Raw genomic sequence first — 26,367 nt, forward strand, 5'->3', positions numbered from 1 at the left:
ACGTCAGACGCCGAGGTTGCCGCGCGGATTCCTGTCCTTGTCCTTCCATCCCTGGACGAACTCGACCAGGGCGTCGTCGTCGACCGGCAGGTCGACCATCAGCGTGACGAGTTGATCGCCCCGCCCGCCGCCTTTCTTGTGGAATCCCTTGCCCTTGAGCCGCAGCGTCTTGCCCGAGGTCGATCCCTTGGGAACGGTCAGCATCACCGCGCCATCGGCGGTCGGCACGCGAACGCTCGCGCCCAGCACGGCTTCGGACAGGCTGATCGGCAAATCGATCCGGATATCGTCGCCGTCGCGGGTGAAGAAACGGTGCGGCTGGATCTCGATCGTGACGATCGCGTCGCCATTGCCGCCGGGACCGGCCTGACCCTTGCCGCTCAGGCGCATCTGCGTCCCCGATTCGACTCCCGCCGGCAGCTTGAGATCGATCGTCTTGCCGTCGGCGAGCGTGATCCGCTGCGGCGCCAGGGTCGCGGCGTCGGTGAACGGAACGGTCAGACGATAGGCGACATTGGCACCCTTGGGCTGCGCACGACGTCCGAAGCCGCCAGCAAAGCCGCCAGCACCACCGGGTCGGCCACGGCCGCCGAACAGGCCTTCGAACAGGTCGCTGAAGTCGCCCGCCTGCTCGCTGCCGAAATCGGCGCGGAAGCCGCCTTGCGGCCCGCCGCCGCCACCGCCGAACCCGAACGGCGCGGCTGGATTGCCGTCGCCGTCGATCTCGCCGCGGTCGAAGCGCGCGCGCTTGTCCTTGTCGCTCAGCAGGTCATAGGCCGACGTCACCTGGCTGAACTTCTCCGCCGCCTTGGGATTGTCGGTGTTGCGGTCGGGATGCAATTCCTTCGCAAGCTTGCGATAGGCTTTCTTGATATCCGCTTCGGTCGCGGTGCGGGATACGCCCAGCAGGGTATAGGGATCAGCTGCCATCTTGGGGCGCTATTTGGGGGATTGCGCGGCAGAGCGCAAATGAAGAGCGTTCAATCCGAGAGCATGTCGAGCGTTAAATGATCGCCGAACGCCGATGACAGCCGCTGTCGCTGAGCGATGACGCGGAGATCGGCTGGCAGATCGGATGTGTGAATAGCGCATGCCGGTACGGCGACTAGCTGGTAGGCTCCGATACTTGCTCGGCGGGTGCGATGAACGTCCGTCCAGTCGAAAACGAACAACCCGCGCCTGGCCAGCTCGAGAAAGCTCGTCATATCGCCATCCTCGACGAGGGCATTGGCCGTCCCGACAACCGGTAACTGACGAAGTCTATGCTCCAGATCGGATAGATCGACGGGGCCATCGAAAACGCTTTCCGGAAGCGGGCCGGCGCCGGCGGTCACGACCGCCGCTAAACAGTCCGCGATGTCGCTGACGAGCCAGACACAGTCGTATCCTGCTGCGTCGATCATTGATTTCAAGCCGATACGTCGTCCACCGGCGCAACGTCGACGGACACGTCCATCTTCTGCGCCCCCGATCCCAGCACGATGCCGTCGATCGGCGCGATCTCGGCATAGTCGCGGCCCATGGCCATGATGATATGGTCGCCCGCCATCCAGATGCCGTTGGTTGGGTCCACCCCAACCCAACCGCGCGCCGGACCGCACCAAAGCATCACCCAGGCATGCGTTGCATCAGCACCGATCAGCCGCTCCTGCCCGGGCGGCGGGATCGTGCGGATATAGCCGCTGACATAGGCAGCCGGCAGGCCGGCGGCGCGCAAGCCGGTGATCATGATCTGGGTCAGATCCTGGCACACGCCACGGCGTTTCAGGAACGCTTCGCGCGGCGGCGTGTCTACCAATGTCGCCGCCGGATCGAACGCGAACTCGCGCTGGATGCGCCGCGCCAAGGCGATGCCGGCTTCCAGCGCGTTGCGATCGGGATCGAGATCCTGCGCACACCACGCCGCGATATCGGCGTCGAGCGGGATCAGCGGCGACGGATAGAGATAGGCCGACGGCCCGGCGGGCGAGAGGTCGCGATTGGCGCGCGCAAAAGCCGCGACCCCGGCCAGAGTCGGGTCGTCGGGCTGCGGCACCGGCACCGGGCGGTCGACCACGACGCGCGAGACGCTTTCGATCGTCAGGGTGCGGACGCGTTCGGTGACGACCAGCCGCGTGAGGTTGGCGAGCCCCGCTTCGGCCAGCGCCGGCCGCGTCTCGCCGGCCGGCGTTATCGTCAGTTCGTAACGCTCGACCCTCTGCCCCGACCACAGGATCGGCTTGAGCCGCAGGTTACAGCGCGCGAAAGCGACCGGCCGACCGTAATCGAACCGCGTGACGTGCCGGATATCGTAGATCACGCCCCAAATCTCACGCCAGCGTAAGTCCGCCCGCGCGCAAGGGTTCCGCCCCTTGCAGAAAATACCGTCGTGCGATTGCGTCGGACAAATGCGCAAGCTGGCGTTCGGCCTGATCGAGCTGGCCGATATCAAGCCGCGCCGCGCTGGCGGTCGACAGCAAGGCGCACAAGGCTCGTGCTTCGGCCTGCTGCTCTTCAGGCAAGCCGTCGTCATTGAGCACGGGGAGCTCGTCGAGATGCTCGGCGATACGATCTGCCTGGTAAGCGAGGCTGCGCGGATTGCCCGGATCGAGCGCGACGAGATCGACGACCGGCACCCGCGCGATCCCGGTGAGATAGCGCTGGCGATAACCGATCTGGCTATCGGCGAGATCCAGCAACGTGGTGAGATCATCGCTCGACGCGCCGGTCATGCCGAAAGTGCGGACCAGCCGCGCCACCGCCAGCCCGCGTTCAACGCGACGGCCAAGATCGTGGAAGCGCCATGCCGCGGTCCGGCCCATATGCTCCGCCGCCAGACCCGACAAAGCGGCATAGCGCCGTTGCAGCGACCCGCAGCGGTCGAGCATCGATCCCTTGGTCGGATGCGGCGCGTCGAGCAGGCGTACGACGTCCGCCGACAGCCGGTCGCGCGACACCTGGGCAATGGTCCGCGCCATGCGATTGATCGCCGGGATGTTGTTCCAGCCGTCGAGCGCGTCGAGTGCGGTCCTTGCAAGCTGGACGAGATCGGGGCGTTTGAGATGCGCGGGGTGCGCCGCGGCGCCGGCGGCAACGACCAACCCGGCCATCCGCCCGACCGTATCATGGTCGAGCGCGGCGCCCGCATCGGCATCGATCGAATTGCCGAGCATTGCACGGATGATCGCCAGCAATGCCTCGCCGCGTTCGAGATAGCGGCCGAGCCAGTAGAAATTGTCTGCGACGCGGCTCGGCAGCGTACCGGGATTGCGGCGGATTTGCGTGCTGTCGGGCGCCGGCAGCAGCGAGGCCTGAGGGACCGGATCGGGGCTGTAGATCGCGACATCGGCCGACCAGATCCCCTTGCCCATCACCGCCGCACGAATATCGGGATGCTCGCCGATCCGGGCAAAGCCGCCGGGCATCACCGTCCAGTCGCCGTCGACGCCGCGTGCCGCGAACACGCGCAAAGTGAAGGGCCGCGCGGCCAACTGATGATCGGCGACCACCGGCATGGTCGACAACCGGACCAGTTCCTGCCCGACATAATCCTGCGGCCGCCGCGCCATGTCCTCGAGCAGCGTCCGGCGCGCCTCGGCCGACAATTCGGACCCTTGCACAGCGCCATCGGGCAGACCGAGCGGGTTCACGCCGAACGCGGGCGCGATCATCAAACTGTCGAGCCGCGCCTCCACCGTGGCGCGCGCCGCATCGTCGCCGCACCACCAGGTGGCGATATTGGGCAGCTTCAATTTCTCGCCGATGATCCGTTCGGACAGTGCGGGCAGGAAGGCTTGCAGCGCCGGCGCTTCGAGGACCCCGGCGCCGGGCGCGTTGGAGATCAGCACATTGTGCGCGGCGAAGGCGTCGATCAGGCCGGCGACCCCGATCGTCGAATGCGAATCGAACGCGAGCGGATCGAGCATGCGCGGATCGGCGCGCTGCCACAGCGCATCGACGCGCTTCAGCCCGGCGATCGTGCGGACGTAAAGCCGATCCTCGGCGACCGCGAGATCGGCGCCTTCGACCAGCAGAAAACCGAGATAGCGCGCGAGATGGGCCTGTTCGGCATAGCTGGCATTCCAGCGGCCGGGAGTGAGCAGACCGATTCGCGGCTCGGCCCGCTTGCACAATGCCGCGAGGCCGTCGCGGAACGCGGTGAAGAAGGGTGCGTGGCGGAAGATATTCAGGCGGCCCTGCAATCCGCCCAGGGTCCGCGATGTGGCGAGGCGGTTTTCGAGCGCATAGCCGGCACCCGCCGGCGCGCGCAGGTGATCGGCAAGCACGCGCCACTCGCCATCGGGGCCGCGCCCGAGATCGAATGCGGCGAACTGGAGCTGGTAGCCCCCGGGCAAGGTCAACCCGACCATCGGTCGCAGGAACAGCGGGCTGCCGTTGATCAGCGCCGCTGGGATTGCACCGTCGGCGATCAGAGCGCCCTCACCATAGATATCGGCAAGCACGGCTTCGATCAGCCCGGCTCGCTGCGCCACGCCCTCGGCAATCACGCGCCACTCGCTTTCAGCGATCAGCAGCGGGACCGGCGACACCGGCCAGGGGCGCTCGTCCGAATCGCCGGCGACGCGAAACCCGGTGCCGATATCCTCGGCGTGGCGCTGTACGCGTTCCTGGGCATGGGCGAGGTCGTCCCCTGCAGCGACCGCGAGTTCCTCGAACGCGGCGGTCCAGGCGTCAGGATCGCCGCTAGCTACGACGTCGCCATCGCGCTCGCCGACCCGTCCGCGATAGTCCGCCAGCCAGCGCGCGGCATTTGCCGTGGCATCGAACAAACCTTCGCTGAGCGCATGACTGGCCAACCGGGCCTCCCCTTGGGAAAGGCTAACCACCACAAACCATGCTGCGTGGCAACATGGATTGAGATCGGGCCGACCTCAAATTCGTCATGCCGGGCTTGTCCCGGCATCCAATGTGCAGGTTAGCGAGAAGCTCGGGCCTTCAGTCTTGCGCTTGCCGCCCGCTGGACTCCGGCACAAGGCCAGGGTGACGATGGTAGTGTTCAAAGATCCGGCAGCACCTGCCGCGCAATCCCCCATCCCGCCAGCTCCTTCGACGACGCGCGCTGCAGCAACTCGTCCTGATCCCCGACATGCCACTTGGCCGGCGTCTCGAGGTCGCCAAGTTCTGCCCAGGTCACCGGGACAGCAACCGGCGCCTTGGCGCGCGCGCGCGCGGTATAGGGCATCACCGCGGTCGCGCCGCGCTGGTTGCGCAACCAGTCGAGGAAGATCTTCCCCTTGCGCTTGGCCTTGGACATGGTGGCGGTGAAACGGTCGGGCTCGGCCTGGGCGAGCGCCACGCAGAAGCGGTCGGCGAAATCCTTGACCGCCGGCCATTCGGCCTCAGGCGTCAACGGCACGACGACATGGACGCCCTTGCCGCCCGACACCATCGCGAAGCTGACGAGGCCGATCTCGGCGAGATGGCCCTTGATCTCGACCGCGGCTTTCTTCACCTCGGCAAAACCAAGTCCCTCATCGGGGTCCAGGTCGAACACGAGGCGATCGGGCTTTTCGACGTCGGCGACCGACGATCCCCAGCCGTGGAACTCGATCGTCCCCATCTGGACGCATTGCAGCAGCCCGTCGGCATCATCGACGTAGAGATAGGGTTCGACCGACCCGTCCTTCTCCTCGATGTTCACATGCTTGACGTGCTCGCCGAACGAGCCGGCGTCATGCTTCTGAAAGAAGCAATGCTTCCCGCGTCCCTGGGGGCAGCGCACCAGGCTGATCGGGCGGTTGGCGATCCATTGCAGCGCTACGGGCGCCATCGCCTCGTAGAATGCGGCTAGGTCACCCTTGGTCACTGTCGAATCGGGAAAGATCAACCGGTCCGGGTGGGTGATCTTCACGCTCGACGCTTTCGGTTTGAGGGCAGGCTTGGCTTTTTCCACGACCACCTCTTCGGCCTCCTTGTCGCCGCGCAGCCCCAGGAAGCTTGGGTGCCGCAGGACCTTGTCGGGCGTCGTCTCGGTATAGGCAATCTCGGCGACCAGCTTTGGGGTTACCCAATGCACGCGGCGGGTGGCGGCGCGCGGTGCCTCCACTGTCGGCGTCTTGCGGGCGAGCCTGTCCAATTTGGCACGTAGGTCGTTCATCGTCTCGACCGAAAAGCCGGTGCCGACCTTGCCGGCATAGCGCAGTTCGCCATCTTCATGGACGCCGAGGAGCAATGCGCGAAATCCGCGCGACTTGTCGCTCTCGGTCCAGCCGACGATGACGAATTCCTGGCGGAGCAGGCATTTGACCTTGAGCCAGGCCTGGGTGCGGCGGCCGGAATAAGGCGCGTCGGCCCGCTTGCAGACGATTCCTTCATAACCTTCGCGACACATCGTCTCGAACAATTTCTCGCCTTCGCCGACGATATGCTCGGCATATTGCAGCCGCGCATCAGCGCCCTCGAGCAGCGGGCGCAGGCGCTCTTTGCGCTGGACCTGGGGCAGTTTGGCAAGGTCTTCGCCGTCGAGTTCGAGCAGGTCGAACGCGAACAAGGTCATGTCGCCGTCGTTGGAAATGGCGTCCTTCAATGTCGAGAAATCGGGGTGCCCGTCCTTGAACGCGACGATCTCCCCGTCGATCAGCGCCGATCCCACCGGCAGCTTGGCCGCCGCGTCGGCAATGGCGTGGAACTTGTCGGTCCAGTCGAGGCCATTGCGCGTATAGACCTTGGCCTTGCCGCCACCGATCGCGATCAGCGCGCGATAGCCGTCATATTTGACTTCGTGAATCCAGCCGGTGCCGGTCGGGACGGAGTCGACCAGGGTGCAGAGCTGGGGATCGCGGAATTTGGGCATCTTAGCGTCGCCCCGGCGGAGGCCGGGGCCGCTGCGTTTCACGGGGGAATCCGAGCCACTCGGCGGCCCCGGCCTTCGCCGGGGCGACGTATTGGAGGAACGCAGCTTCTTCCAGCTTGCCAGTTCCTTCGCTTTCCTCCCCTTGGCGATCTCCGCCATCGAACGGCCGGTCTTCACGCTGGTGACGGCATTCTCGACCAGATCGTCAGAACCGCCGGCATAATCGTCCTCCAGCTTCCTCAGCAGCCAGTTGGTATTCCGTTCCTTTCCCTGCGGCTTAAGCCGGATCAGCAGCCATTCGCCCTTCATCCTCTCCCCATGGAGGATGAAATGCAGATGCCCCTTCTCCAGATCTTTTGCGGACTTGCCGGGAATCGGCTCCCACCAGCCGTCATCCCATAACATCACGGTGCCGCCGCCATATTCGCCTTCGGGAATCGTGCCCTCGAAATCGGCATAGCTGATCGGGTGATCCTCGGTCTGCACCGCCAACCGCTTGTCGTCGGGATTGAGGCTGGGGCCCCGCGTCACGGCCCAGCTCTTCATCACGCCGTCAACTTCGAGCCGCAGATCCCAGTGCAGCCGCGTCGCGTCGTGCTTCTGGACCATGAACCGATGCCCGGCGGTGCCGCTACGCTCCCCCTTGGGTTCCGCGGTCTTCGAGAAGTCGCGCTTGGCGTTATATTTGGCGAGGGGGTCCCGGTCAGCCATGGCAATATCCCGTCGCCCCGGCGCAGGCCGGGGCCGCTGGCGGCACCTTTCCGGCTAGAACCGCCGGCGATCCCGGCCTCCGCCGGGATGACGAGTGAGGCTCAAGCACGCTTCTTCGCCGGAGCGGCCCGCGCCGGAGCCTTTTTGCGCGCGGTCTTCTTGGTGGTCGTGACGCTCTCCTTCTGCGCCGGCTTGGCGCTCGGCTTCTCGATCGATTTCTTGAGCGCGGCCATCAGGTCGATGACGTTGGACCCGGAGCGGCCGGTCCCTTCGTCGTCCTTGTCCTCGATGATCTTGCGGCGCGATTTCTGCTTGGCCTTGCGCGCGATCAGGTCCTTCAGCGCATCGACATAATGGTCGTGGAACTTGGCGGGATCGAACTTGGACGATTTCTTGTCGATCAACGCGGTCGCGAGATCGAGCAGATCCTCGTCGGGCTCGTCATCGGGAATGTCGCGGAAATAACCCTGCGCGCGATTGACCTCGCCGGCATAGCGCAGCGTTTCCAACACCATGCCGCGGCCGCAAGGTTTCAGGCTGACGACATATTCGCGCCCGCGCATCGCGAGCTGGCCGATCCCGACCTTTTTCGACCGGCGCAGCGCCTCGCGCAGGACGATGAACGCCTCCTCGGCAAGATCGTCGGCGGGGACGACGAAATAGGGCCGCTCGTAATAGAGGACGTCGATCTCATCCATGTCGACGAATTGGGTGAGCTCGAGCGTCTTTTTCGATTCGAGCTTCACCGCGTCGATCTCGTCCTGGTCGAGCAGGACATATTCGCCCTTCTCATATTCGAAGCCTTTGACGATCTCGTCGGGATCCACCTCGCCGATGCCGGGCACGGTCTTCTCATACTTGATCCGCTTGCCCGAAGGTTCGTGGATCTGGTGAAACGCCACCTGCGCGCCGGATTTGGTCGCGGTGTAGATCTCGACCGGGATCGAGACGAGCGCCAGCCTGATCTGTCCCTGCCAATAGGCCCGTGCGGCCATCGTCACCTCCGTTGCGAAACCGATTCAATTCCCAGGATGGGGAGTCGTTCCGTCACCGGGAACAAGTCGGGGTGACGAGGCAAGGAGGCGGCGGTAAAGCGCTGCCATGAGCACCGATCCCTTCGCCCTGTTCGATAGCTGGTTCGCCGAAGCACGCGAAACCGAGCCCAACGATTCGAACGCGATGGCGCTCGCCACTGCCGACGCGCAGGGACGCCCGTCGGTGCGGATGGTGCTGCTAAAGGGCCATGGCCGCGACGGCTTCGTTTTCTACACCAACCGCGAAAGCCGCAAGGCGGGCGAGATGGCGGCCAATCCGCATGCTGCGTTGCTGTTCCACTGGAAGTCGCTGCGCCGACAGATCCGTATCGAAGGCAGCCTCGGCCTGGCCTCGGACGCCGAATCGGACGCCTATTTCGCCAGCCGCGCGCGCGATTCGCAACTCGGTGCCTGGGCATCGGACCAGTCGCGTCCGCTCGACGCGCGCGCGACGTTCGAAGCGCGCTACGAACAGGCGAAGGCGCGGTTCGAGGGCCAGGACGTGCCGCGCCCGCCGCATTGGGGTGGCTATCGCCTGACCCCAACCCATATCGAGTTCTGGCAGGACCGCGCGCACCGCCTGCACGAGCGCCGCGCGTTCGACCTTGCCGGCGATGGAACCTGGTCCGAAGGACTGCTCTACCCATGATGACCGAGAGCGAGCGCCGCCGCATCATTCCCTTCGCGATCCGCGCCGCGCTGGCCAGCGTGGCGATGGCGGTGTTTCTGCTCGGACTCAAGGGCTATGCCGCTTATTCGACCGGGTCGGTGGCGATGCTCGGCAGCCTGGCCGATACCGCGCTCGACCTACTCGCCAGCTTGGTCACGCTATACGGCGTCAAGGTCGCGGCCGAGCCCGCCGATCACGACCATCGCTTCGGACACGGCAAGGCGGAGGCGCTCGCTGCCTTGTTCCAGGTCGCGCTGATCACCTTGTCGGCCGCCGGCATCGCCTGGCGTGCGATCATGAAGCTCGGCGACAAGACCCAGACGACCGAAGCGGAGTTCGGCATCGGCGTATCGATCATCGCAATTCTCGCGACCTTCGCATTGCTGGCCTATCAGCGATCGATCATCCGCAAGACCGGGTCGGTCGCGATCATGGCCGACAAGGTCCATTACCAGTCCGACCTGTTCCTCAACCTGTCGGTGATCGTCGCGCTGCTGCTCGAACAATATGCCGGCCTGCGCGGTGCCGACCCCGTGTTCGGCATCATCATCGCCGCATGGCTTGCCTGGGGCGCGTTCCAAGCATCGTCGACCGCAATCGACCAGCTGATGGACAAGGAATGGCCCGAGAACCTGCGCAAGCAGTTCATCGAAGTCGCGGCGCGGCAGGAAGGCCTGAAAGGCATTCACGATTTCCGGACGCGGCGATCGGGCAGCCACGAATTCGCGCAATTCCATATGGAGGTCGGGCGCGACCTGACCGTGGCACAGTCGCACGAGATCGTCGAACGCGTCGAGACCGCGCTGCACAAAGCCTTCCCCAAGGTCGAGGTGCTGATCCATGTCGATCCCGAAGGGCATGTCGATACCGACAATCCGCTGGTCGAGGCGGATGTGACGCCGCACTGGTTCGGCAAGCGCATCTAAAAGGAGACGACAATGAGGCTACCGATCGCGCAGATCGACGCGTTCGCGCGTCACGCCTTCGAGGGCAACCCGGCGGCGGTGATGCCGCTGAACGACTGGCTCGACGACGACGTGCTGCAAAAGATCGCGGCCGAGAACAATCTGTCCGAGACCGCGTTCCTGGTCGCCGCCGACGATGACGGCGTCGATTTCGACCTGCGCTGGTTCACGCCGGCGGTCGAAGTCGTGATGTGCGGTCACGCGACGCTCGCGAGCGGTCATTTCGTCCTGTCGTCGGACCCGGATCGCGAGCGCGTCCGCTTCCGCACGCGCAAGGCCGGAACGCTCGAGGTCGCGCGGGCCGGCGGCAGCTACGAACTGGCGCTGCCCGCCTGGGTGCCCTCGCCCAAACCGTTGCCCGATATTGTCGCAGCTTTGGGCATCGACGGCGCGGTCGAGACCTTGTGGCACGAGCATCGCTATGCGCTGATCGTGCTGGAAAGCGCGAATCAGGTGCGCGCGCTCACACCCGATTTCCGTGCGCTGGCGGCGGATGGCGACGTCCTCACCATCGCCACCGCTCCGGGCGACGATACTGACATCATCAGCCGCGCTTTCGCGCCCGGGGGCGGGATCGACGAGGATCCGGTGACCGGATCGGCGCATGCGGTCGCAGTACCCTATTGGGCGAAGCGGCTGGGACGCGACCGGTTCACGGCATTCCAGGCAAGCGCGCGGGGCGGCTATTTGGACTGCCGGCTGGAGGGCGATCGCGTGATCCTCGGCGGCAATTGCGTAACGGTGCTGGAAGGGACGTTTCTGTTGGGGTGACCTAAATCCTTCCCGGCACAGGGAGGGGGACCGCGCGCGATAGCGCGTGGTGGAGGGGACCTGCCGTTCGCTAGCCCCTGGTCTGTTGCTCGTTGTCGCGGGCCCCTCCACCATTCGCTACGCGAATGGTCCCCCTCCCCATTCCGGGGAGGAATTCATGTCATCCCAGCTTTCCGTAGCGTCCGCTTCACCGCCGTCAAAACTGGCTATTTTCCACTGTTTCCGCTATGGTCCCGGCCGTGACCGACCATGCCCTCCCACACGATTTTCCGATCGGCATCCAACCCGCCGACATCGACTTCATGGGGCACGTCAACAATGCTTCCTATCTGAAGTGGGTGCAGGATGCGGTGCTGAGCCATTGGCAGAAAATCGCGCCCGCCGACGCTGTCGCCAGCCTGCTCTGGGTCGCGCTCAAGCATGAGATCACCTATCGCAAGCCGACCTTCCTCGACGACGAGGTGATCGCCACGGTGCTGCTCGAGAAGGTCCAGGGCGCGCGCGCTTTCTACCAGACGGTGATCCACCGCGGCGAGGACGTGCTGGCCGAGGTCAAGTCGAGCTGGTGCTGCATCGACGCCCGAACGCTGCGCCCCGCGCGCCTGGCGTCGAGCGTGATCGAGCGCTTTTTTCCGAAGGGAGACTAAAGGTCGTCCATGGATATTGTCGTGAGTTTGTTGGCGCTCGCGCCGTTCATGGCAGCACAAGGCGCAGCCATCTTCGCCACGGCTTTTCTCTCTGCGCTCCTATTGCGTACAAACACGGCTCCATCCAAGATCTTGCAGATGGGCCTATCGTGGCTGGGGTGGGTTGTCCTCACAATCGGTGGCTACATGCTGCTCGGCGGCGAAGGTGGCCTTATGGACGGGTTTGGGCTTATCCTGATGCTCTGCTCTATGTCGGTCATCCCGACAACAATCTGCACAGTCGTCTGGGTAATCTGGCCTAAGGTCCAGCTCAAAGCACAGAACTGAACGGCCCGCTTACGCGGCCAGCGTTGCTTCCGCCGCCTGCGTCTCTTCGATCCAGCCACCGCCAAGCACGCGATCGCCGGCATAAAGCACCGCCGCCTGCCCCGGCGCCACTCCATATTCGAGGCTATCGAACAGCACTCTATCGCCGGAGATTCGCGCCGGCACCGGCTTGGCGAGGCTACGGACTTTGGCGCTGACCGGGCCGCTATAATCGCCGCCAAGCCAGTTGATGTCTGACAGCCGCGCCGAGGCGACGCCGAGCGCGGCACGCGGGCCGACGATCACTCGGCGCGTCGCTGGATCGAGCCTTACGACGTAGAGTGGTTCGGGGCTGCCACCGATCTCGAGCCCGCGGCGCTGGCCGATGGTGAAGTGGATCAGGCCCTTATGCTCGCCGAGCTTGCGGCCGGCGAGGTCGACGATGTCGCCACCGGCTTCCGCCTCGGGCCGCAACTTCTTGACCAGGCTCGCATAATCGCCGTCGGGAACGAAGCAGATGTCCTGACTGTCGGGCTTCGCGGCAACGCCTAACCCCAGTTCGGCGGCAAGTTCGCGCACGCGCGGCTTGGGCAGACCGCCCAACGGAAAGCGCAGGAAATCAAGCTGGTCCTGCGTGGTAGCGAACAGGAAATAGCTCTGATCGCGCGCCGGATCAGCCGCGCGGTGGAGTTCGGCTCCCTCGGCTCCCTCTACGCGGCGGACATAATGGCCGGTCGCGAGGCAGTCGGCGCCGAGGTCGCGCGCCAGTCGGAACAGGTCGGTGAACTTGGGACCCATATTGCAACGGACGCAGGGAATCGGCGTGCGTCCCGCGACATATTCGTCGGCGAACTGATCGATCACCGCATCGCGAAACGCGCTTTCATGATCGTGCACGTAATGCGCGATGCCGAGCCGGTCGCATACCGCCCGCGCATCGCGGATGTCGCGTCCGGCACAGCAACTGCCGGCGCGCCCCACCGCCTCGCCATGGTCGTAGAGCTGGAGCGTGATGCCGATCGTTTCCGCCCCCGACCGCGCGGCGAGCGCGGCCACGACCGACGAATCGACTCCGCCGGACATGGCGACGACGATGCGCTTTCCCGACAGATCGGGGCCCAGTTGGAAGTCGGCTTCGGTCATTGCTGTACGGCGCTCAATAGGGATGCCGGCGCCATTTGCCTAGGCGATCGCCCGGATTCGCGAAGTTAAACGGTCGCGAACACCGTCTTTACCGACCTTTAGGGCAAAATGGGTACACCCTCGATTCTGTTGAAACGCGGGTGGGTAAAGCGTGGACCTGAGCTATCTGAGATTCGATCACGACGCGTCAGTCGCGGTGCTGCCACCCGACCTGGCCGTCTTGATGGTCGGCATCTCGGCACGCCAGGCGGCGAGCCCGACCGCGCTCATTCAGACTCGGCAATTTACACGAGTGATTGAATCCTCGGCATTCTTCCCGGCCTCAGGCGCATTCGACGCGCAAGTCGCGGCACGGATCGCGGATTGGGGCCAAGAATGAAGGACGTGTTTACCTAGACGCTTCAATGGATGTTCAAGTCCGGCCGCTAACGGTCGTTTTAGCCAAAGTGAGTGGGGGCCCCCCGCCCCAATCGAGGTAGTGAATGATTGAGAACCAGAAAATACGCCCTGCCAAGGTGATCGGCCCCCTCGGGGAGCCGCTGACTCTCGAGACGCTGCCTCCAGCGGATACGACGCGCTGGGTCGTGCGTCGCAAGGCAGAGGTCGTGGCTGCGGTCAATGGCGGCTTGCTGAGCGTCGATGAAGTGTGCGACCGCTACAATCTGACCGTCGAGGAATTCGCTGGCTGGCAGCGCGCCATCGACCGTTCGGGCATGCCCGGGCTGCGCGTGACGCGCATCCAGCACTATAAGAGCCTCTACGAGCGCCAGCAGAAATACTGAGCACCGCGCGGAAATCGGCTGCCGTTTTTTTCGCAGAAAAAATGCGCCGACAAGAATCGAGTCGCCCGCGGCAACAAAACGGAAGCGGAACAAACCAGCTCATTGGAGCGTCGTAACCCGGAAGGATCCGGCCGTTCGTGGCCGGGCAGGAACCGGAGGGTTGCATGCTTGAAGCCATCATCATCTGGCTCGTCGTCGGTGGTCTCGCGGGTTGGCTCGCCAGCCTCGTGGTCCGCGGCGGCGGGTCGGGCATTCTCGTCAATATCGTCGTCGGGATCGTCGGCGCCGTGATCGCCGGCTTGCTGTTCGGTGCCGGGATCAACGATGCCATCACCATCAATACGTTCATCTATTCGGTGTTGGGGGCGATCATCCTGCTCGCGATCCTCCACCTGATCAATCGCGGCCGGCTGGCTCGCTGATCGACAGATAACGGAGGGCCGCTCCCGTCGCCGGGAGCGGCCCTTTTCGTTTATTTGAGCAGGAACCGCACCGTGATGGTTACGGTGACGTCGCTCTCGCCGGGCATGACCTGGGTGTCCGCCGCCTTGGCCGCGGCCATGCGATAGACCGGCATCGGAGGTGGCGGTCCGGCAATTTCTCCACCTTCGGCGATCGTCAGGATGCGCGATACCGACAGGCCCGCGGCTTTGGCATAAAGCAGCGCGCGCGCCTGGGCGCGCTTGACCGCGTCGACACGCGCTTCGTCGAGGGCGGCATCCGGCTGGTCGAGCGAGAGATTGGGTCCTTCGATCTGGTTGGCGCCCTGCGCTACCAACGCATCGAGAATTGCACCGGATTTGGCGATGTCGCGAAAGCGAATCGAGACGGTGTTGGTCGCCTGATAGCCGGTGATGACCGGCGGCTTGTTGTCCTCATAGCGATATTGCGGCTGCAGCGAGACATTGGCGGTCGCGATATCGCGCGGCTGGATACCCGCGCGCTTCAGCGCCGACAGGACCGCGCTCATGCGGTTGGCATTGTCCGAAAGTGCCGCCGCGGCAGTCGGCGCCTGGGTGACGACACCGGCGCGGATCGTCGCCAGATCGGGAACGCGCGTAGTCTTTCCGGTCGCGGTAATGTCGAGCAACGTCCCGTCCGGGATCATCGCCGGCGCGACGGGCATCGTCTGCGCGAGCGCGGGAGCAACCGCGATCGATGACAGGGTGATGACGACGGCAGTGGCAAGCAAACGCATATGTCCTCCAGACATGACGGATCATTCCGTCCTTGGCGGCCGTGCCACAGGGCGGACTACACCAACCTGAACGAGGTCGCGACCTTATGCGAATGCACTATACGCGACGGTTGACCACCAGCCTGTACAAAGCGAGCAGCACGATCGCACCGGCCGTCGCCGCTGCGTAGTTCTGCCAGCCGCCGACCAACGTCCAGTTCATCGTCTGCGCGACGAAGCCAGCCAGCAACGCGCCGGCGATGCCGATCAGGATCGTGACGATGAACCCGCCGGGATCCTTGCCCGGCATCACGAACTTGCCGAGAACTCCGGCGACGAGGCCGATCAGCAACCAACCTAGAATCGATCTTTCGGGCATCGAACTTCCCTCCTTACCGCCTCTTTGACGGCGGTGCCGCATCGTCCGCCCAAAGCGGCGGCAAATGCAACCGTTTCCGACACGAAATAATGTTGCGGATTGCGATTCGCGGCCGAAAAAGACATTATAAAAGTAGCGCACCGAGCCTCTTGAGGTCGGTGCTTTATTTCTATAATACAGTTCCAACGGAGGCCCTGATGGTGCCTCAATGACAGGGCACATGGGGATCGTGGCTGACATGAATTACGAGTCGAGCGGCATGTACGCGCTCACCGACGAAACCGCGGCGCCGCGCCGCCGTTGGCTGGTCCTGGCAGGGATCGGTGCGGTCATCGTCGTGCTGATCGTCGCTTTCTTCATGATGCGCCCCGCCGCCAAGCCCGCGGCCGGAACCGGCGGAACGACCGCAAGCGGCGCGCCCGCGGATCAGATGCCCACCGTATCGGTGGGGTCGCCCGGGCGTAACTCGGTCGATCGCATGGTGTCGGCAACGGGATCGCTCGCCGCGCGCGTCGATATGCCCGTCGGCGTCGCCGGCGAAGGCGGTCGAGTGACCGCGGTACTGGTGCAGCCGGGCCAATGGGTCGCCGCCGGCCAGGTGCTCGCGACCGTCGACCGCTCGGTCCAGGTGCAGACCGCGAGCAGCCTTGCCGCGTCGATCGCGGTAGCCAAGTCGGATGCCGCCATCGCCCAGAGCGAATATAATCGCGCCCAGGCGCTGGTCGACCGTGGCTTCATCTCCAAGGCCGATCTCGAACGCAAGGGAGCGACGCTCGCGGCAGCCAATGCCAGGGTGAAGGTCGCGCAGGCCCAGCTCGCCGAGACGCAGGCGCGCAACGGCCGGCTCGACATCCGTGCTCCGGCGGCTGGGCTCGTGCTGGCGCGCATGGTGGAGCCGGGCCAAATCGTCAGTTCGGGTTCGGGCACGCTTTTCCGCATGGCCAAGGGTGGCGAGATGGAACTCAAGGCCGAAGTGGCGGAGGGCGACATCAAGGGCATATCTGTCGGCTCGCGCGCCCAGGTCACGCCGGTCGGCGGCAGTCAGTCGTTCGCCGGCCAGGTGTGGCAGCTGCCCCCGGTCATCGATCCGCAGTCTCGCCGCGGGATCGTCCGCATCGCGATCCCGTTCGACGCCACGTTGCGCCCCGGCGGCTTCGCCTCGGCAACGATCTATGGCGGCGCGAACACGTCGCCGATCCTGCCCAATTCGGCGATCCAGACCGACGCCAGCGGCAATTTCGTCTATATCCTGGGTAAGGACGACAAGGTCGAGCGCCGCGCGATCAAGACCGGCGAAGTCACCGATCGCGGCGTCGCCATCGTCCAGGGCCTGACCGGCGACGAGCGCGTGGTATTGTCGGCGGGCGCGTTCCTGAGCCCCGGCCAGAAGGTCAAGCCCCAGCTGCGCAAGCTTTGAGAAGGATGTTCGCATGAGCTTCCGCAACATATCCGCCTGGTCGATCCGCAACCCGGTCCCCAGCCTCGTCCTGTTCTTCATGCTGACCGTCGCCGGTCTGGTCAGCTTCGCGACGATGCAGGTCAACAACGACCCGGATATCGATTTCCCGGTCGTGATCGTCTCGGTCAGCCAGCCCGGTGCCGCGCCGACCGAACTCGAAAACCAGGTGACGCAGAAGGTCGAGGCCGCGGTCCGCAGCCTGTCGGGCATCGACGAGATCAACTCGAACGTGACCGAGGGCAATTCGGTCACCATCGTCCAGCTCGATATCGGCACCCCGATCGATCGCGCGGTCGAGGACGTGCGCAGCGCACTGCAGCAGATTCGCGGCAACTTGCCCGACGGCATTCTCGAGCCGCAGGTTGAGCGCGCCAACACCACCGGTAACGATCTCGCCAATTACGCCGCGATCTCGACCGACATGACGATCGAGCAGCTGAGCTGGTACATCGACAATACCGTCACCAAGGAATTGCAGTCGGTGTCGGGCATGGCGACGGTCGAGCGTAATGGCGGCGTCAGCCGTGAGATTCGCGTCAAGCTCGATCCCGACAAGCTGCAGTCGCTCGGCCTGACCGCCAGCCAGGTCAACGCCCAGCTGCGCCAGGTCAATATGAACGCCGCGGGCGGCCGCGCCGAGATCGCCGGCTCCGAACAGACGGTGCGCGTGCTCGGCAATGCCAAGGACGCCTATGCGCTTGGTCAGACGCAGATTTCGGTCGGCGGCGGCCGCATGGTGCGCCTGACCGATATCGCGACCGTGGTCGACCAATTCGCCGAACAGCGCTCGGCCTCGCAGCTGAACGGTGCGCAGGTGATCTCGTTTGACTTCCAACGCGCCAAGGGCGCGTCGGACGTCACCGTGTTCCATGGCGCCGAGAAGAAGCTCGCCGAGCTCGAAAAGAAGAACCCCAAGGTCAAGTTCAAGCTGATCTTCAACAACGTCCAATATGCCGAGATGCAATATCACTCGGCGATGGAAGCGATGTACGAAGGCGCGGGTCTTGCCGTCCTGGTCGTGTTCCTGTTCCTGCGCGACTGGCGCGCGACCGCGATCTCGGCGCTGGCCATCCCGTTGTCGGCCATCCCGACCTTCTTCGTGATGCAGCAGCTGGGCTTCACGCTCAACCAGATGACCTTGCTCGCGCTGAGCCTGGTCGCCGGCGTGCTGGTCGACGACGCGATCGTCGAGATCGAGAATATCGTCCGGCACATGCGCATGGGCAAGACCGCCTATCAGGCGGCGATCGACGCGGCCGACGAGATCGGTCTCGCGGTGCTCGCCACCACCATGTCGATCGTCGCGGTGTTCCTGCCGGTCGGCCTGATGCCGGGCGTTTCGGGTCAGTTCTTCAAGAATTTTGGCCTGACCGTCGTCGCCTCGGTGCTGATGTCGCTGGCGGTGGCGCGTCTTCTGACGCCGATGATCGCGGCCTATTTCCTCAAGGCCAAGGGTCATGCCGCGCACGGCGAAGGCCGGCTGATGAATTGGTATATGGCGGCTTTGCGCTGGACGCTGCGCCATCGCTGGTCGTCGATCGTGGCGGGCGCGGTGGCATTGGCAATGACGGTGCTCTTTTTTGCCATCCTGCCGCAATCGTTCCAGCCCGACCAGGATCAGGACGCATCGACCGCAAGCATCGAAATGGTGCCGGGCACGACGCTCGCCCAGACTCAGGCGGTGGTCGACAAGGTCGCGGCCATCCTCAAGAAGCAGCCGCAGGTCGAGGACGTTTACTCGCGTGCCTTTGTCGGTAACGGCCGCGTGACCGCGATCTTCAAGAAGGACAAGGATCTCAAGAGCGTCCAGTTCGAGCGCCAGCTGGCGCCGACCCTGGCCGCGATCCCCGACGCGCGCGTTTCATTCCGCTCGCAGCAGGGTTGGGGATCGAGCGGGCGCGACCTCACCATCGTGCTGGGTGGCGACGACCCCAAATTGTTGACCTCCACCGCGCAGACGATCGTGCAACAGCTGTCGAAGCTGAAATCGGTCACCGCGCCGCGTATCCAGGGCGACTTGCAGCAGCCCGAATTGGTGGTCAGCCCGCGGTTCGACCTTGCCGCAAACCTGGGCGTGACGACGCAAGCGCTGTCGAGCGCGGTACGCCTCGCCACCTTGGGCGACATCGATCAGAACAAGGCGAAATTCTCGCTCAGCGATCGCCAGGTCCCGATCACCGTCGCGCTCGAGCAATCGGCACGCGCAAGGATGGCGACGATCGAGAACATCCCGGTAGCGACGATCAACGGCGGCTCGGTGCCGCTGTCGACCGTCGCCGATATCGGCTTCGGCGCCAGCCCGTCGAAGATCGAACGCGTGCAGCTGCAGCGCCAGCTGACGATCGGCGCCGATCTGGGTCTCAACCCCAAGACCGGCAAGCCGTTGGTGTCGGGCCAGGCGTGGAAGGAAATCAACGCGCTGCCGATCATGCAGCACCTGCCCAATGGCGTACAGCAGCTGACGCTCGGCCAGGCCAAATGGCAGGCCGAGATGATCAACAACTTCCTGGTCGCGGTGGTCGCCGGCGTGTTCCTGGTCTTCGCCGTGCTGGTGCTGCTCTATCGCCGCGTCCTGCCGCCGTTCGTCAATATGGGCTCGCTGCTGCTGGCGCCGCTTGGCGGGTTGATCGCCTTGTGGATCGCCGGTCAGCCGATCTCGATGCCGGTCTATATCGGCTTGCTGATGCTGATCGGCATCGTCGCCAAGAACTCGATCCTGCTGATCGACTTCGCGCTCGAAGAGATGGCCAAGGGCGTGCCCAGCCTGGCGGCGATCGAGGATGCCGGGCACAAGCGCGCGCAGCCGATCGTGATGACCACCGTCGCGATGGTCGCGGGCATGGTGCCGACCGCGGTGTCTCTGTCGGGCGACGCCTCGTGGCGCGCGCCCATGGGCATCGTCGTGATCGGAGGTCTGATCCTGTCGACCGCGCTGACCTTGCTGATCGTGCCGGCAAGCTTCAGCCTGGCGATCGGAATCGAGGAATGGGCCGGACCGTGGCTGCGCCGCGTGTTGCTGACCTATCGTCCCGGCGACGACAGCCGGCCGGTGCTCGCGCATCCCGATGCGCCCAAGCCGATCGGCTACGACCATGGCGAGCAGGGGCCGCAACCGGCCGAATGATGGCCGGATGCAAAAGGGAGCTTGAACAATCCCGGCTTTGAGGGATTGTTTCGGGTATGAAGCTGGCGCGACTGTCCGTTACCGGCCCGGCGGCCGCGCCCCCTGCCCTCAGGCGAATGCGCCTGGTCGCCACCGCCTTATTGGTGGCGATGGCTGCTTTGTACCTGACCGCGCGCGAGTTGGGCGGTCATCACCCCGCCTGGGGTTTCGTCCGCGCCTTTGCCGAGGCGGCGATGGTCGGCGGGCTGGCCGATTGGTTCGCAGTGACCGCGTTGTTCCGCCACCCGCTCGGCCTGCCGATCCCGCACACCGCTATCGTGCCGAGGAACAAGGACCGGATCGGCGACACGCTCGCGCAATTCCTGCGCGATAATTTCCTCGTCCCCCGCGTCGTCGCCCGGCGCATGCAGCGCGTGGACGTCGCCGGTACGGCGGGCCGCTGGCTGGCAAGTCCGAAGGGCGCGAGCGAGGGGCGGCTAAGGCGCGGGGCGTCACGGCTGGCCGCCGACATCCTCGAATCGCTCGACCAGGAACGGTTGGGCGGGATGGTGCGGACGACCCTGGCGCAGCGCCTGCGCTCGCTCGAAATCTCGCCGCTCCTGGGCAATGCGTTGAGCGCCGCGATCGCCGACAATCGCCACGTACCTTTGCTCGACGGCATCATCAAATGGGCGGCCAAGGTGCTGTCGGCCAACGAACCGGTGATCCGCGCGATGGTGCACGAACGCGCCGGATCGCTGATGCGCTGGACCGGCCTGGACGAGACGCTGGCCAACAAGATCATCGCCGGGCTCGACGGCATGATCCAGGACATGGCGTCGCAACCCGACCATCCGTTGCGTGCCAAGGCGGAAGAAGGCCTGGCGCAACTCGCTTACGATTTGCAGCACGATGCGACGATGCGCGCGCGAGTCGAGGGGTTCAAGGCGGAGATGCTCGACAATCCTGCTTTGTCGGACTGGTGGCAGGGCATCTGGGAACAGATGCGCGGCGCGATGCTCAAGATCGCGCGCGATCCCGACGCGATGATGGCCGGCCGGTTCGGCGAGGCGCTGCACCAGCTTGGCACCACCTTGCAGGAAGATGCCGAGCTCGCCAACACGATCAACCGCTTCGCCCGCCGCGCCGCGGTCGGCACCGCCGCCGATTATGGCGACGCGATCGTTCGATTGGTGTCGGAAACGGTGCGTGGATGGGACGCACAGACGATCACGCGGCGGCTGGAGAATGCGGTTGGCCGTGACCTGCAATATATCCGCATCAACGGCACTTTGGTCGGCGGCCTGGTCGGGCTCGTCATCCATACGGTGGATGTGTTGCTGTAGGGCTTTGCCCCCTCCTGTGCATGCGAACCGGCTCTATCGCCAGCGCAGCACTTCCCAGCCCTTCTCCTTCGCCAGCGCCAGCAACGGCGCATGCGGATTTACCGCGAAAGCCTCGTCTGCCCAAGCGAGCGTCGGCGCGTCCGATACGTGATCCGAATAGAAACGGATATGTGCGTCCGCGCGCGCGATCCCTTCCTGCGCCATCCAAGCCTCGATCATCCGCAGCTTGGCGTCGCCATAGCAATTCTCGCCGGCGATGCGCGGCAACAGACGGCCGTGTTCCAGCGTCGACGGCGTCGCGATGACGTCGGTGATGCCAAGCGCGGCGGCAATCGGACGGACGTAGAAATCGTAGGAGGCGGTCGCCATCACCACGCGATAGCCGGCCGCGCGATCGGCCGCGATGCGCGCGCGGGCATCGTCCCATACCTTCCCCATCACGACATTGGCGGCGAAACGCCCAGCGACGCGATCGACCGCGACGCTCGCCGCCCCCCGCCCCATCACCAGCCGCTGCGTCATTTCCTTCAGTCGCGCGCGGTCGATGCGCTTACCGAGATAGAGCGCAGCCGGTGCGGCACTCGCCGCCAGCGCCGCGACCCGCCACGGTCGCCGTCTCGCCCAGGCGCGAAGGAACGCCATCCAGGTCGGCGACCGGGTGATCGTCTTGTCCATGTCATAGATGGCGAGCCGCTGCATCGCGCCGCTCTAGCTGCGATTTCGGCAACCTGAAACGGTCCTGTGCTTCGCTCCGCTGCAGGCCGACAGCAACTGGGGGAAGCTCAAGAATCCTACCTGTTGCGATCGTTGCGCACCCCGTAGGTCAAGGTTTCCGTGCCGTTCGCGGGAACCCTGGTGGTCCAGAAAGACGCGCCGTCTTTCCTCCCCAGCCTGCTGCTCGATCGCACCATCTTCTCGTCATCGTCGAGATAGATCTTCGCCTCATAGGTTACCGGCCAGGGCTGGTCGTTGGTGACGGTCAACGTGTACGCGGTGGTGCGGTCGTCCGGACGGTGGCGCGTCCCCACCACTTGCGTCGACACGCTTTGCGGCCGGCCCATGCGGAACTCGACGAGTTCGTCCACCGCCTTGTCGTCGATCGCCGATTCGCCGACCAGCAGCATCTGGCCCTCGACTTCGCTGAACACCGCCGCCTTGCCCGCCGGCATTGCCGCGCCGAGGCCATTGGCGACATTGTTCTTGCCGCGAAGCAACAACGTCGTCTCGGCACTCTCGCGTACGATATCGCTGACATAGACCGGCGCGAGCTTGACGCCGGGCTTGTTCATCAGCCCGACCTGTTTCTGCGATTGCGACGCGACCGTGACGCGGGTCGGGAAACGATAGAGTTTGAGGTCGCCGAGCGCTTCGACCGTCGCCACCTTAGCCTCGGCCATCAACCCGGCGCGGTTCGCAGTAACAACTAGGTCCATCGCCTCGGGTGCCGGCGGAGGAGGTGGCGGCGGCGGCGCGGGCATCGATGGCAATTGATACCCGTCATCCGCGTCTTCGAGATCATATTCCGGCACTGGCCAGCATTGTAGCGGCAGGTAGCTCGCCGAGGCGAAATTGCGTGGACCGTAATTGCTGTTCGCGGTGCGGTTGATCTTACCGGCGACCACTTGGGTATCGGCATCGACGAAGGTGGTGACATCGGTCGATGCCAGGGTGATCCACGCAAACAGATCGGCGCTTTGCCCATCCTTGCGCATCGCGATAACATAGTCTGCCTGCCAGTCGAACCCTCCCGATAGATAGGACAGGGTCAGCGTCACCTGGCGTTCGGCCTTCGCAGTCGTCTTTACAGACAACGTCGGCTTGGCCGACAAACCCTCGGGCACGCCGTCATAGACGATCGCCTCTGGCAGGCCCGAACATCTGAGGTCGCCATAGGCGCCGCCGAACTGAAGCACCGCGGCGCCGTCAGCGGACGAGCGCAACGTTGCCTGCAGCAACTGCGCCTTGCCCGTCGCCGGATTGGTGCGGCGAACCAGGACGCGACGGCCCAGCGCGCGGTCGAACAGCGACCGCGGCGACAGCAGATTCGCGTCGAGATTCTTCTCTTCGACTCCATCGGGCAGTCCTGACACCAAAGCGCTTTCGGGCAGGATATTGCCCGCCACGCCTTCGAACCGGATCACCGCCGGGCCGGCGGGAATGGTCACCGTGCGCGTCTCGGTGATCAGCGCGAAGCCTTGCGGGTAGGACCGATTGATCGCGCTATCCGCATCGCGATCGGGATCGCGATAGAGTGTCACCGAAACCTTGTCGGGGCCGGCGGACGTGACGATTGTCTGTGCGCGCGCCGGCATCGCGCCGGCCAGCACGAGCAGCAACAGCAAGGCGGCGCGCATCGCGCGGATCTCGCCGTCAGTACCGGGTATCGAACGCGACGGTCAGCACGGTCGATCCGTTGGCTGGCACCGTCACATGCCATAAGCGTTCGTCGAGCGAGCGCTGTTCGCCCTTGATCGATTCGCTCGAGACGCGGGTGTCGTGCCAATATGTGCGGTCGAGCCCGGCCTGGACCAGGTCGACGGTCACCGGTTCGGGCCGCGCGTTGGTCACCGTATAGCTCATCGTCGTGCGCCAATAGGTGACCTCGTCCTCGCGCTCGACCGTCGTCGGCTTGCCTCCGTCGATCGAAATGCGGAATTTCTCGGTCCGCTCCCATTCGCCACTGTTGATCTTCTCGCGCTTCTCGACCGCCGGCTTGACCTTGACGTCGAACGCCTCGCCGGTGCGGATCGCCAGCGTCGATCCCATCGGTGTGTGGTCGATGCGGTTCTCGCCGATGAATTGCGGCTGGCCCTTGGCGTCGCGGATGTAGACGCGGACCGTGCCCGCGGGCAGCGCATCGCCCAGCCCGCCATCCTTCGAGCTTGAGAAGCTCAGGACCGTGGCGGCACTGACCGGGTCGCTCGACGATCCGTACCAGTCATTGCGATATTGGTAGAGCTTCTTCGCCGGCACGCCGCCGACCGACAGGAAGCTGACCTGTTTCTGCTGATTGGGCGCGATGGTGATGCGGTGCCCGACCGGATAGAGATAGAAATCGCCCAGTCGCACCCGCCTGGCGTTCTCTGTTCCCGGTAGCGTTCCCGGCGCCATGCCGGCATTGCCGCCGCGCCCCTGCCCGGGCGCGCCGGCGACCAGCACCGTATCGGCGTTGGTGAAAGCGACATTGTTGTCGTTGCGCAGCGTCACCCAGCCCTGGACGTCGATCATGCTCTTCGCTTCGTCGAACAAGGCGACATAATCGGCGTTCCAGCCAAGCCCGGTGGTCAGATAGCTGAGCGTCGCCGGCCGCGTGCCGCCTCCCGAAGCGTCGAGCGAGATCGACAAGGTCGGCCGCGCGCGCAGATTGGGCGGCAGCGAATCATAGACCACGCGGACCGGCAGGCCGTCGTCGCGCAGCACCTCGATATTATTGCCGATCTGGAGCACGACACCGCCATTGGTCGCCAGTACCTTGGCCCGCTCGCGCGTCTCGACACCCGTCGCCGGGTTGGTGCGGACGAGCGTGATGGTCTGGCCGACCGCTTTCTGGATCAGCGCGCTCGGCGACAGCAGATCATAATCGAAATTCTGCTCGACGATCGATGCGCCGTCGATCGACAGCCGCACCGTTTCGGGCCGGATACGATCGGAGACGTCGGGAAATTCCTGGCGATTGAGGCCGTTGGCCAAAGTCAGTCGGCGCGTATCCTGGATCAGCGCCTGGTTGTTGTTGTAGATCGTGACAGAGACATCGCCCTGCGCCGACGGCTGCGGCGCGGTCTGCGCCAGGGCGGCGCCTGGCGCCATCAACAGGACCGAAACCGCCAGTGCGCGCATCTTCTTCCCCCGTCTCGTTAAGCTGTCTTGTCTGCGACTAAGCTAGCGTCTTGGCGGGTGAACGGAAGCTGAAAGATGGTCTAACCCGCAGCGCCACATCCGTTTCGGTGCGATCCTCAATGGCTTGGACGAGAGCCGGGCGCCGGACTGCGTCTTTGGGGGCAAGCGGGCATTGATGAAGTGACCCCCGGCCTTCGCGGCTGTAAGGTCACCGGGTCCCCGTGACCGAGTCGGATGCGAGTTCGGCGAATAGCGTAGCCGGGCCCGTCGATGACGACTTCGCGAGACAGCAGCACCGGTCCTGCCGGCCGGCACGCCTCTTTATGAGAGGAATTCCCCCATGCCTTTCATCACCACCGACGACGGCACCGAGATTTTCTACAAGGATTGGGGCGCGCGCGGCGCGCAGACGATCGTGTTCCATCACGGCTGGCCGCTCAGCGCCGACGATTGGGACAATCAGCTGCTGTTCTTCCGCGCCAAGGGCTTCCGCGTCGTCGCGCATGACCGCCGCGGCCATGGCCGTTCTGGGCAGCCCGACACCGGCAACGACATGGACACCTATGCGGCCGATGTGATCGCACTCGCGCGGGCGCTGGATCTCAAGGACGCGATCCATGTCGGTCATTCGACCGGAGGCGGCGAGGTTGCCCGCTATGTCGCGCGCGCCGAGCCCGGCCGCGTATCGAAGGCAGTACTCATTTCCGCCATCCCGCCGGTGATGGTGAAGAGTGACACGAACCCCGGCGGGACGCCGATCGAGGTGTTCGACGGCTTCCGCACCGCGCTCATGGCGAACCGGTCGCAATTCTACCTCGATGTCGCCTCGGGCCCGTTCTACAATTTCAACAAACCGGGCGTGGAACCTATCCAGGGCTTGATCGACAATTGGTGGCGCCAGGGAATGATGGGTGGCGCCAATGCGGGATATGATTGCATCAAGGTCTTCTCGGAAACCGACCTCACCGAGGACCTGAAGCAGATCGACGTGCCGGTGCTGGTCATTCACAGCGAGGACGATCAGGTCGTGCCCTATGCCGACGCCGGCCCGCTGGCCGTGAAGCTGCTCAGAAACGGCACGCTCAAGACCTATCAAGGCCTGCCGCACGGCTGCATGACGACGCACCCAGACCTGATCAATGCGGATATCCTCGCCTTTATCGGCAAAGAGGCAATTTCCCCGCAGGCCGAGAACGCCGAACCCGCTCTGGCATGACATGGCGAGGGGAGCCGGAACCATCGGC

The 26,367-nt window shown here is 64.8% G+C and carries 23 protein-coding genes; 11 read left to right on the forward strand and 12 right to left on the reverse strand.

Annotated elements, in window-relative coordinates:
• Positions 1-3: 3 nt before the first annotated feature.
• The 6 genes from Q0L25_RS03080 to Q0L25_RS03105 all read right to left on the reverse strand — a co-directional run bounded on the left by Q0L25_RS03080 (position 4) and on the right by Q0L25_RS03105 (position 8,499).
• On the reverse strand, positions 4-930 hold the full coding sequence (locus Q0L25_RS03080) for a DnaJ C-terminal domain-containing protein (protein ID WP_296611485.1): 927 nt from the start codon (positions 928-930) through the stop codon (positions 4-6).
• Positions 931-980: 50 nt separating this feature from the next.
• A complete protein-coding gene (locus Q0L25_RS03085) occupies positions 981-1,403 on the reverse strand; it encodes a hypothetical protein (protein ID WP_296611487.1) in 423 nt (140 codons plus the stop codon).
• A gap of 5 nt (positions 1,404-1,408) precedes the next feature.
• Positions 1,409-2,299 carry a transglutaminase family protein gene (locus Q0L25_RS03090; protein WP_296611489.1) on the reverse strand — a complete coding sequence of 297 codons (891 nt, stop codon included), beginning with the start codon at positions 2,297-2,299 and terminating at the stop codon, positions 1,409-1,411.
• A 10-nt stretch (positions 2,300-2,309) separates the two neighbouring features.
• The gene (locus tag Q0L25_RS03095; protein WP_296611491.1) at positions 2,310-4,796 is read right to left on the reverse strand and encodes a circularly permuted type 2 ATP-grasp protein; all 2,487 of its coding nucleotides are present in this window, start codon (positions 4,794-4,796) and stop codon (positions 2,310-2,312) included.
• A 200-nt stretch (positions 4,797-4,996) separates the two neighbouring features.
• Complete coding sequence (gene ligD / locus Q0L25_RS03100; protein ID WP_296611493.1) at positions 4,997-7,504, reverse strand: DNA ligase D; 2,508 nt, start codon at positions 7,502-7,504, stop codon at positions 4,997-4,999.
• Between the two features lie 101 nt (positions 7,505-7,605).
• Positions 7,606-8,499 carry a Ku protein gene (locus Q0L25_RS03105; RefSeq protein WP_296611494.1) on the reverse strand — a complete coding sequence of 298 codons (894 nt, stop codon included), beginning with the start codon at positions 8,497-8,499 and terminating at the stop codon, positions 7,606-7,608.
• 106 nt (positions 8,500-8,605) lie between these two features.
• On the opposite strand from Q0L25_RS03105, the gene pdxH reads away from it, so the two are divergent.
• The 5 genes from pdxH (at position 8,606) to Q0L25_RS03130 (ending at position 11,918) form a co-directional block, all read left to right on the forward strand.
• On the forward strand, positions 8,606-9,187 hold the full coding sequence (pdxH, locus tag Q0L25_RS03110; protein ID WP_296611496.1) for a pyridoxamine 5'-phosphate oxidase: 582 nt from the start codon (positions 8,606-8,608) through the stop codon (positions 9,185-9,187).
• Positions 9,187-10,134 (forward strand): cation diffusion facilitator family transporter, encoded by a 948-nt coding sequence (locus Q0L25_RS03115; RefSeq protein WP_296612208.1) that lies wholly within the window; start codon positions 9,187-9,189, stop codon positions 10,132-10,134. The genes pdxH and Q0L25_RS03115 overlap by 1 nt, the downstream gene beginning before the upstream one ends.
• Positions 10,135-10,146: 12 nt before the next feature.
• The gene (locus Q0L25_RS03120) at positions 10,147-10,944 is read left to right on the forward strand and encodes a PhzF family phenazine biosynthesis protein (protein ID WP_296611498.1); all 798 of its coding nucleotides are present in this window, start codon (positions 10,147-10,149) and stop codon (positions 10,942-10,944) included.
• A 239-nt stretch (positions 10,945-11,183) separates the two neighbouring features.
• Entirely contained in the window at positions 11,184-11,591 is a 408-nt protein-coding gene (locus Q0L25_RS03125; RefSeq protein WP_296611499.1) for a thioesterase family protein, read from the forward strand.
• Between the two features lie 9 nt (positions 11,592-11,600).
• The gene (locus Q0L25_RS03130) at positions 11,601-11,918 is read left to right on the forward strand and encodes a hypothetical protein (RefSeq protein ID WP_296611500.1); all 318 of its coding nucleotides are present in this window, start codon (positions 11,601-11,603) and stop codon (positions 11,916-11,918) included.
• Positions 11,919-11,927: 9 nt separating this feature from the next.
• Here the strand turns inward: Q0L25_RS03130 and mnmA are convergent, their stop codons facing one another.
• Positions 11,928-13,040, reverse strand: coding sequence for a tRNA 2-thiouridine(34) synthase MnmA (gene mnmA, locus Q0L25_RS03135; RefSeq protein WP_296611502.1), 1,113 nt, complete (start codon positions 13,038-13,040; stop codon positions 11,928-11,930).
• A 482-nt stretch (positions 13,041-13,522) separates the two neighbouring features.
• Between mnmA and Q0L25_RS03140 the strand changes: the two genes are divergently transcribed.
• Both Q0L25_RS03140 and Q0L25_RS03145 read left to right on the forward strand, forming a co-directional pair.
• Positions 13,523-13,822 carry a DUF1153 domain-containing protein gene (locus Q0L25_RS03140; protein ID WP_066588249.1) on the forward strand — a complete coding sequence of 100 codons (300 nt, stop codon included), beginning with the start codon at positions 13,523-13,525 and terminating at the stop codon, positions 13,820-13,822.
• Between the two features lie 164 nt (positions 13,823-13,986).
• Positions 13,987-14,244 (forward strand): GlsB/YeaQ/YmgE family stress response membrane protein, encoded by a 258-nt coding sequence (locus Q0L25_RS03145; protein WP_296611505.1) that lies wholly within the window; start codon positions 13,987-13,989, stop codon positions 14,242-14,244.
• A gap of 50 nt (positions 14,245-14,294) precedes the next feature.
• On the opposite strand, the gene Q0L25_RS03150 is transcribed toward Q0L25_RS03145, so the two are convergent.
• On the reverse strand, positions 14,295-15,020 hold the full coding sequence (locus Q0L25_RS03150; protein ID WP_296611508.1) for an SIMPL domain-containing protein: 726 nt from the start codon (positions 15,018-15,020) through the stop codon (positions 14,295-14,297).
• 97 nt (positions 15,021-15,117) lie between these two features.
• Positions 15,118-15,378 (reverse strand): GlsB/YeaQ/YmgE family stress response membrane protein, encoded by a 261-nt coding sequence (locus Q0L25_RS03155; RefSeq protein ID WP_066588382.1) that lies wholly within the window; start codon positions 15,376-15,378, stop codon positions 15,118-15,120.
• 220 nt (positions 15,379-15,598) lie between these two features.
• On the opposite strand from Q0L25_RS03155, the gene Q0L25_RS03160 reads away from it, so the two are divergent.
• Genes Q0L25_RS03160 through Q0L25_RS03170 form a run of 3 tightly spaced genes read left to right on the forward strand, consistent with a single transcriptional unit; the run spans position 15,599 to position 21,286 of the window.
• Positions 15,599-16,795, forward strand: a complete 1,197-nt coding sequence (locus Q0L25_RS03160) for an efflux RND transporter periplasmic adaptor subunit (protein WP_296611513.1) — start codon at positions 15,599-15,601, stop codon at positions 16,793-16,795.
• A gap of 13 nt (positions 16,796-16,808) precedes the next feature.
• Positions 16,809-19,961, forward strand: coding sequence for an efflux RND transporter permease subunit (locus Q0L25_RS03165; RefSeq protein WP_296611515.1), 3,153 nt, complete (start codon positions 16,809-16,811; stop codon positions 19,959-19,961).
• A 56-nt stretch (positions 19,962-20,017) separates the two neighbouring features.
• Positions 20,018-21,286, forward strand: a complete 1,269-nt coding sequence (locus tag Q0L25_RS03170) for a DUF445 domain-containing protein (RefSeq protein ID WP_296611517.1) — start codon at positions 20,018-20,020, stop codon at positions 21,284-21,286.
• Between the two features lie 33 nt (positions 21,287-21,319).
• Here Q0L25_RS03170 and Q0L25_RS03175 read toward each other — a convergent pair whose 3' ends face one another.
• From Q0L25_RS03175 to Q0L25_RS03185, 3 genes are all read right to left on the reverse strand, one after another.
• The gene (locus Q0L25_RS03175; RefSeq protein WP_296611519.1) at positions 21,320-21,985 is read right to left on the reverse strand and encodes an HAD family phosphatase; all 666 of its coding nucleotides are present in this window, start codon (positions 21,983-21,985) and stop codon (positions 21,320-21,322) included.
• A gap of 92 nt (positions 21,986-22,077) precedes the next feature.
• Positions 22,078-23,640 carry a hypothetical protein gene (locus Q0L25_RS03180; protein WP_296611521.1) on the reverse strand — a complete coding sequence of 521 codons (1,563 nt, stop codon included), beginning with the start codon at positions 23,638-23,640 and terminating at the stop codon, positions 22,078-22,080.
• A 16-nt stretch (positions 23,641-23,656) separates the two neighbouring features.
• A complete protein-coding gene (locus tag Q0L25_RS03185) occupies positions 23,657-25,123 on the reverse strand; it encodes a DUF4139 domain-containing protein (RefSeq protein ID WP_296611523.1) in 1,467 nt (488 codons plus the stop codon).
• 340 nt (positions 25,124-25,463) lie between these two features.
• Between Q0L25_RS03185 and Q0L25_RS03190 the strand changes: the two genes are divergently transcribed.
• Positions 25,464-26,339: an alpha/beta hydrolase gene (locus tag Q0L25_RS03190; RefSeq protein WP_296611525.1), complete on the forward strand. Its 876-nt coding sequence runs from the start codon at positions 25,464-25,466 to the stop codon at positions 26,337-26,339.
• Positions 26,340-26,367 lie beyond the last annotated feature (28 nt).

It is taken from the genome of Sphingomonas sp. (assembly GCF_024508665.1).
GTDB lineage: Bacteria > Pseudomonadota > Alphaproteobacteria > Sphingomonadales > Sphingomonadaceae > Sphingomonas.

Coding starts and splice junctions, on each gene's coding strand:
- Q0L25_RS03150 (WP_296611508.1), bottom strand. CDS start 15,020: ATGCGTTTGCTTGCCACTGCCGTCGTCATCACCCTGTCATCGATCGCG.
- mnmA (WP_296611502.1), bottom strand. CDS start 13,040: ATGACCGAAGCCGACTTCCAACTGGGCCCCGATCTGTCGGGAAAGCGC.
- Q0L25_RS03190 (WP_296611525.1), top strand. CDS start 25,464: ATGCCTTTCATCACCACCGACGACGGCACCGAGATTTTCTACAAGGAT.
- Q0L25_RS03105 (WP_296611494.1), bottom strand. CDS start 8,499: ATGGCCGCACGGGCCTATTGGCAGGGACAGATCAGGCTGGCGCTCGTC.
- Q0L25_RS03155 (WP_066588382.1), bottom strand. CDS start 15,378: ATGCCCGAAAGATCGATTCTAGGTTGGTTGCTGATCGGCCTCGTCGCC.
- Q0L25_RS03085 (WP_296611487.1), bottom strand. CDS start 1,403: ATGATCGACGCAGCAGGATACGACTGTGTCTGGCTCGTCAGCGACATC.
- pdxH (WP_296611496.1), top strand. CDS start 8,606: ATGAGCACCGATCCCTTCGCCCTGTTCGATAGCTGGTTCGCCGAAGCA.
- Q0L25_RS03080 (WP_296611485.1), bottom strand. CDS start 930: ATGGCAGCTGATCCCTATACCCTGCTGGGCGTATCCCGCACCGCGACC.
- Q0L25_RS03170 (WP_296611517.1), top strand. CDS start 20,018: ATGAAGCTGGCGCGACTGTCCGTTACCGGCCCGGCGGCCGCGCCCCCT.
- Q0L25_RS03120 (WP_296611498.1), top strand. CDS start 10,147: ATGAGGCTACCGATCGCGCAGATCGACGCGTTCGCGCGTCACGCCTTC.
- Q0L25_RS03160 (WP_296611513.1), top strand. CDS start 15,599: ATGGGGATCGTGGCTGACATGAATTACGAGTCGAGCGGCATGTACGCG.
- Q0L25_RS03140 (WP_066588249.1), top strand. CDS start 13,523: ATGATTGAGAACCAGAAAATACGCCCTGCCAAGGTGATCGGCCCCCTC.
- Q0L25_RS03145 (WP_296611505.1), top strand. CDS start 13,987: ATGCTTGAAGCCATCATCATCTGGCTCGTCGTCGGTGGTCTCGCGGGT.
- Q0L25_RS03115 (WP_296612208.1), top strand. CDS start 9,187: ATGACCGAGAGCGAGCGCCGCCGCATCATTCCCTTCGCGATCCGCGCC.
- ligD (WP_296611493.1), bottom strand. CDS start 7,504: ATGGCTGACCGGGACCCCCTCGCCAAATATAACGCCAAGCGCGACTTC.
- Q0L25_RS03180 (WP_296611521.1), bottom strand. CDS start 23,640: ATGCGCGCCGCCTTGCTGTTGCTGCTCGTGCTGGCCGGCGCGATGCCG.
- Q0L25_RS03130 (WP_296611500.1), top strand. CDS start 11,601: ATGGATATTGTCGTGAGTTTGTTGGCGCTCGCGCCGTTCATGGCAGCA.
- Q0L25_RS03175 (WP_296611519.1), bottom strand. CDS start 21,985: ATGCAGCGGCTCGCCATCTATGACATGGACAAGACGATCACCCGGTCG.
- Q0L25_RS03185 (WP_296611523.1), bottom strand. CDS start 25,123: ATGCGCGCACTGGCGGTTTCGGTCCTGTTGATGGCGCCAGGCGCCGCC.
- Q0L25_RS03165 (WP_296611515.1), top strand. CDS start 16,809: ATGAGCTTCCGCAACATATCCGCCTGGTCGATCCGCAACCCGGTCCCC.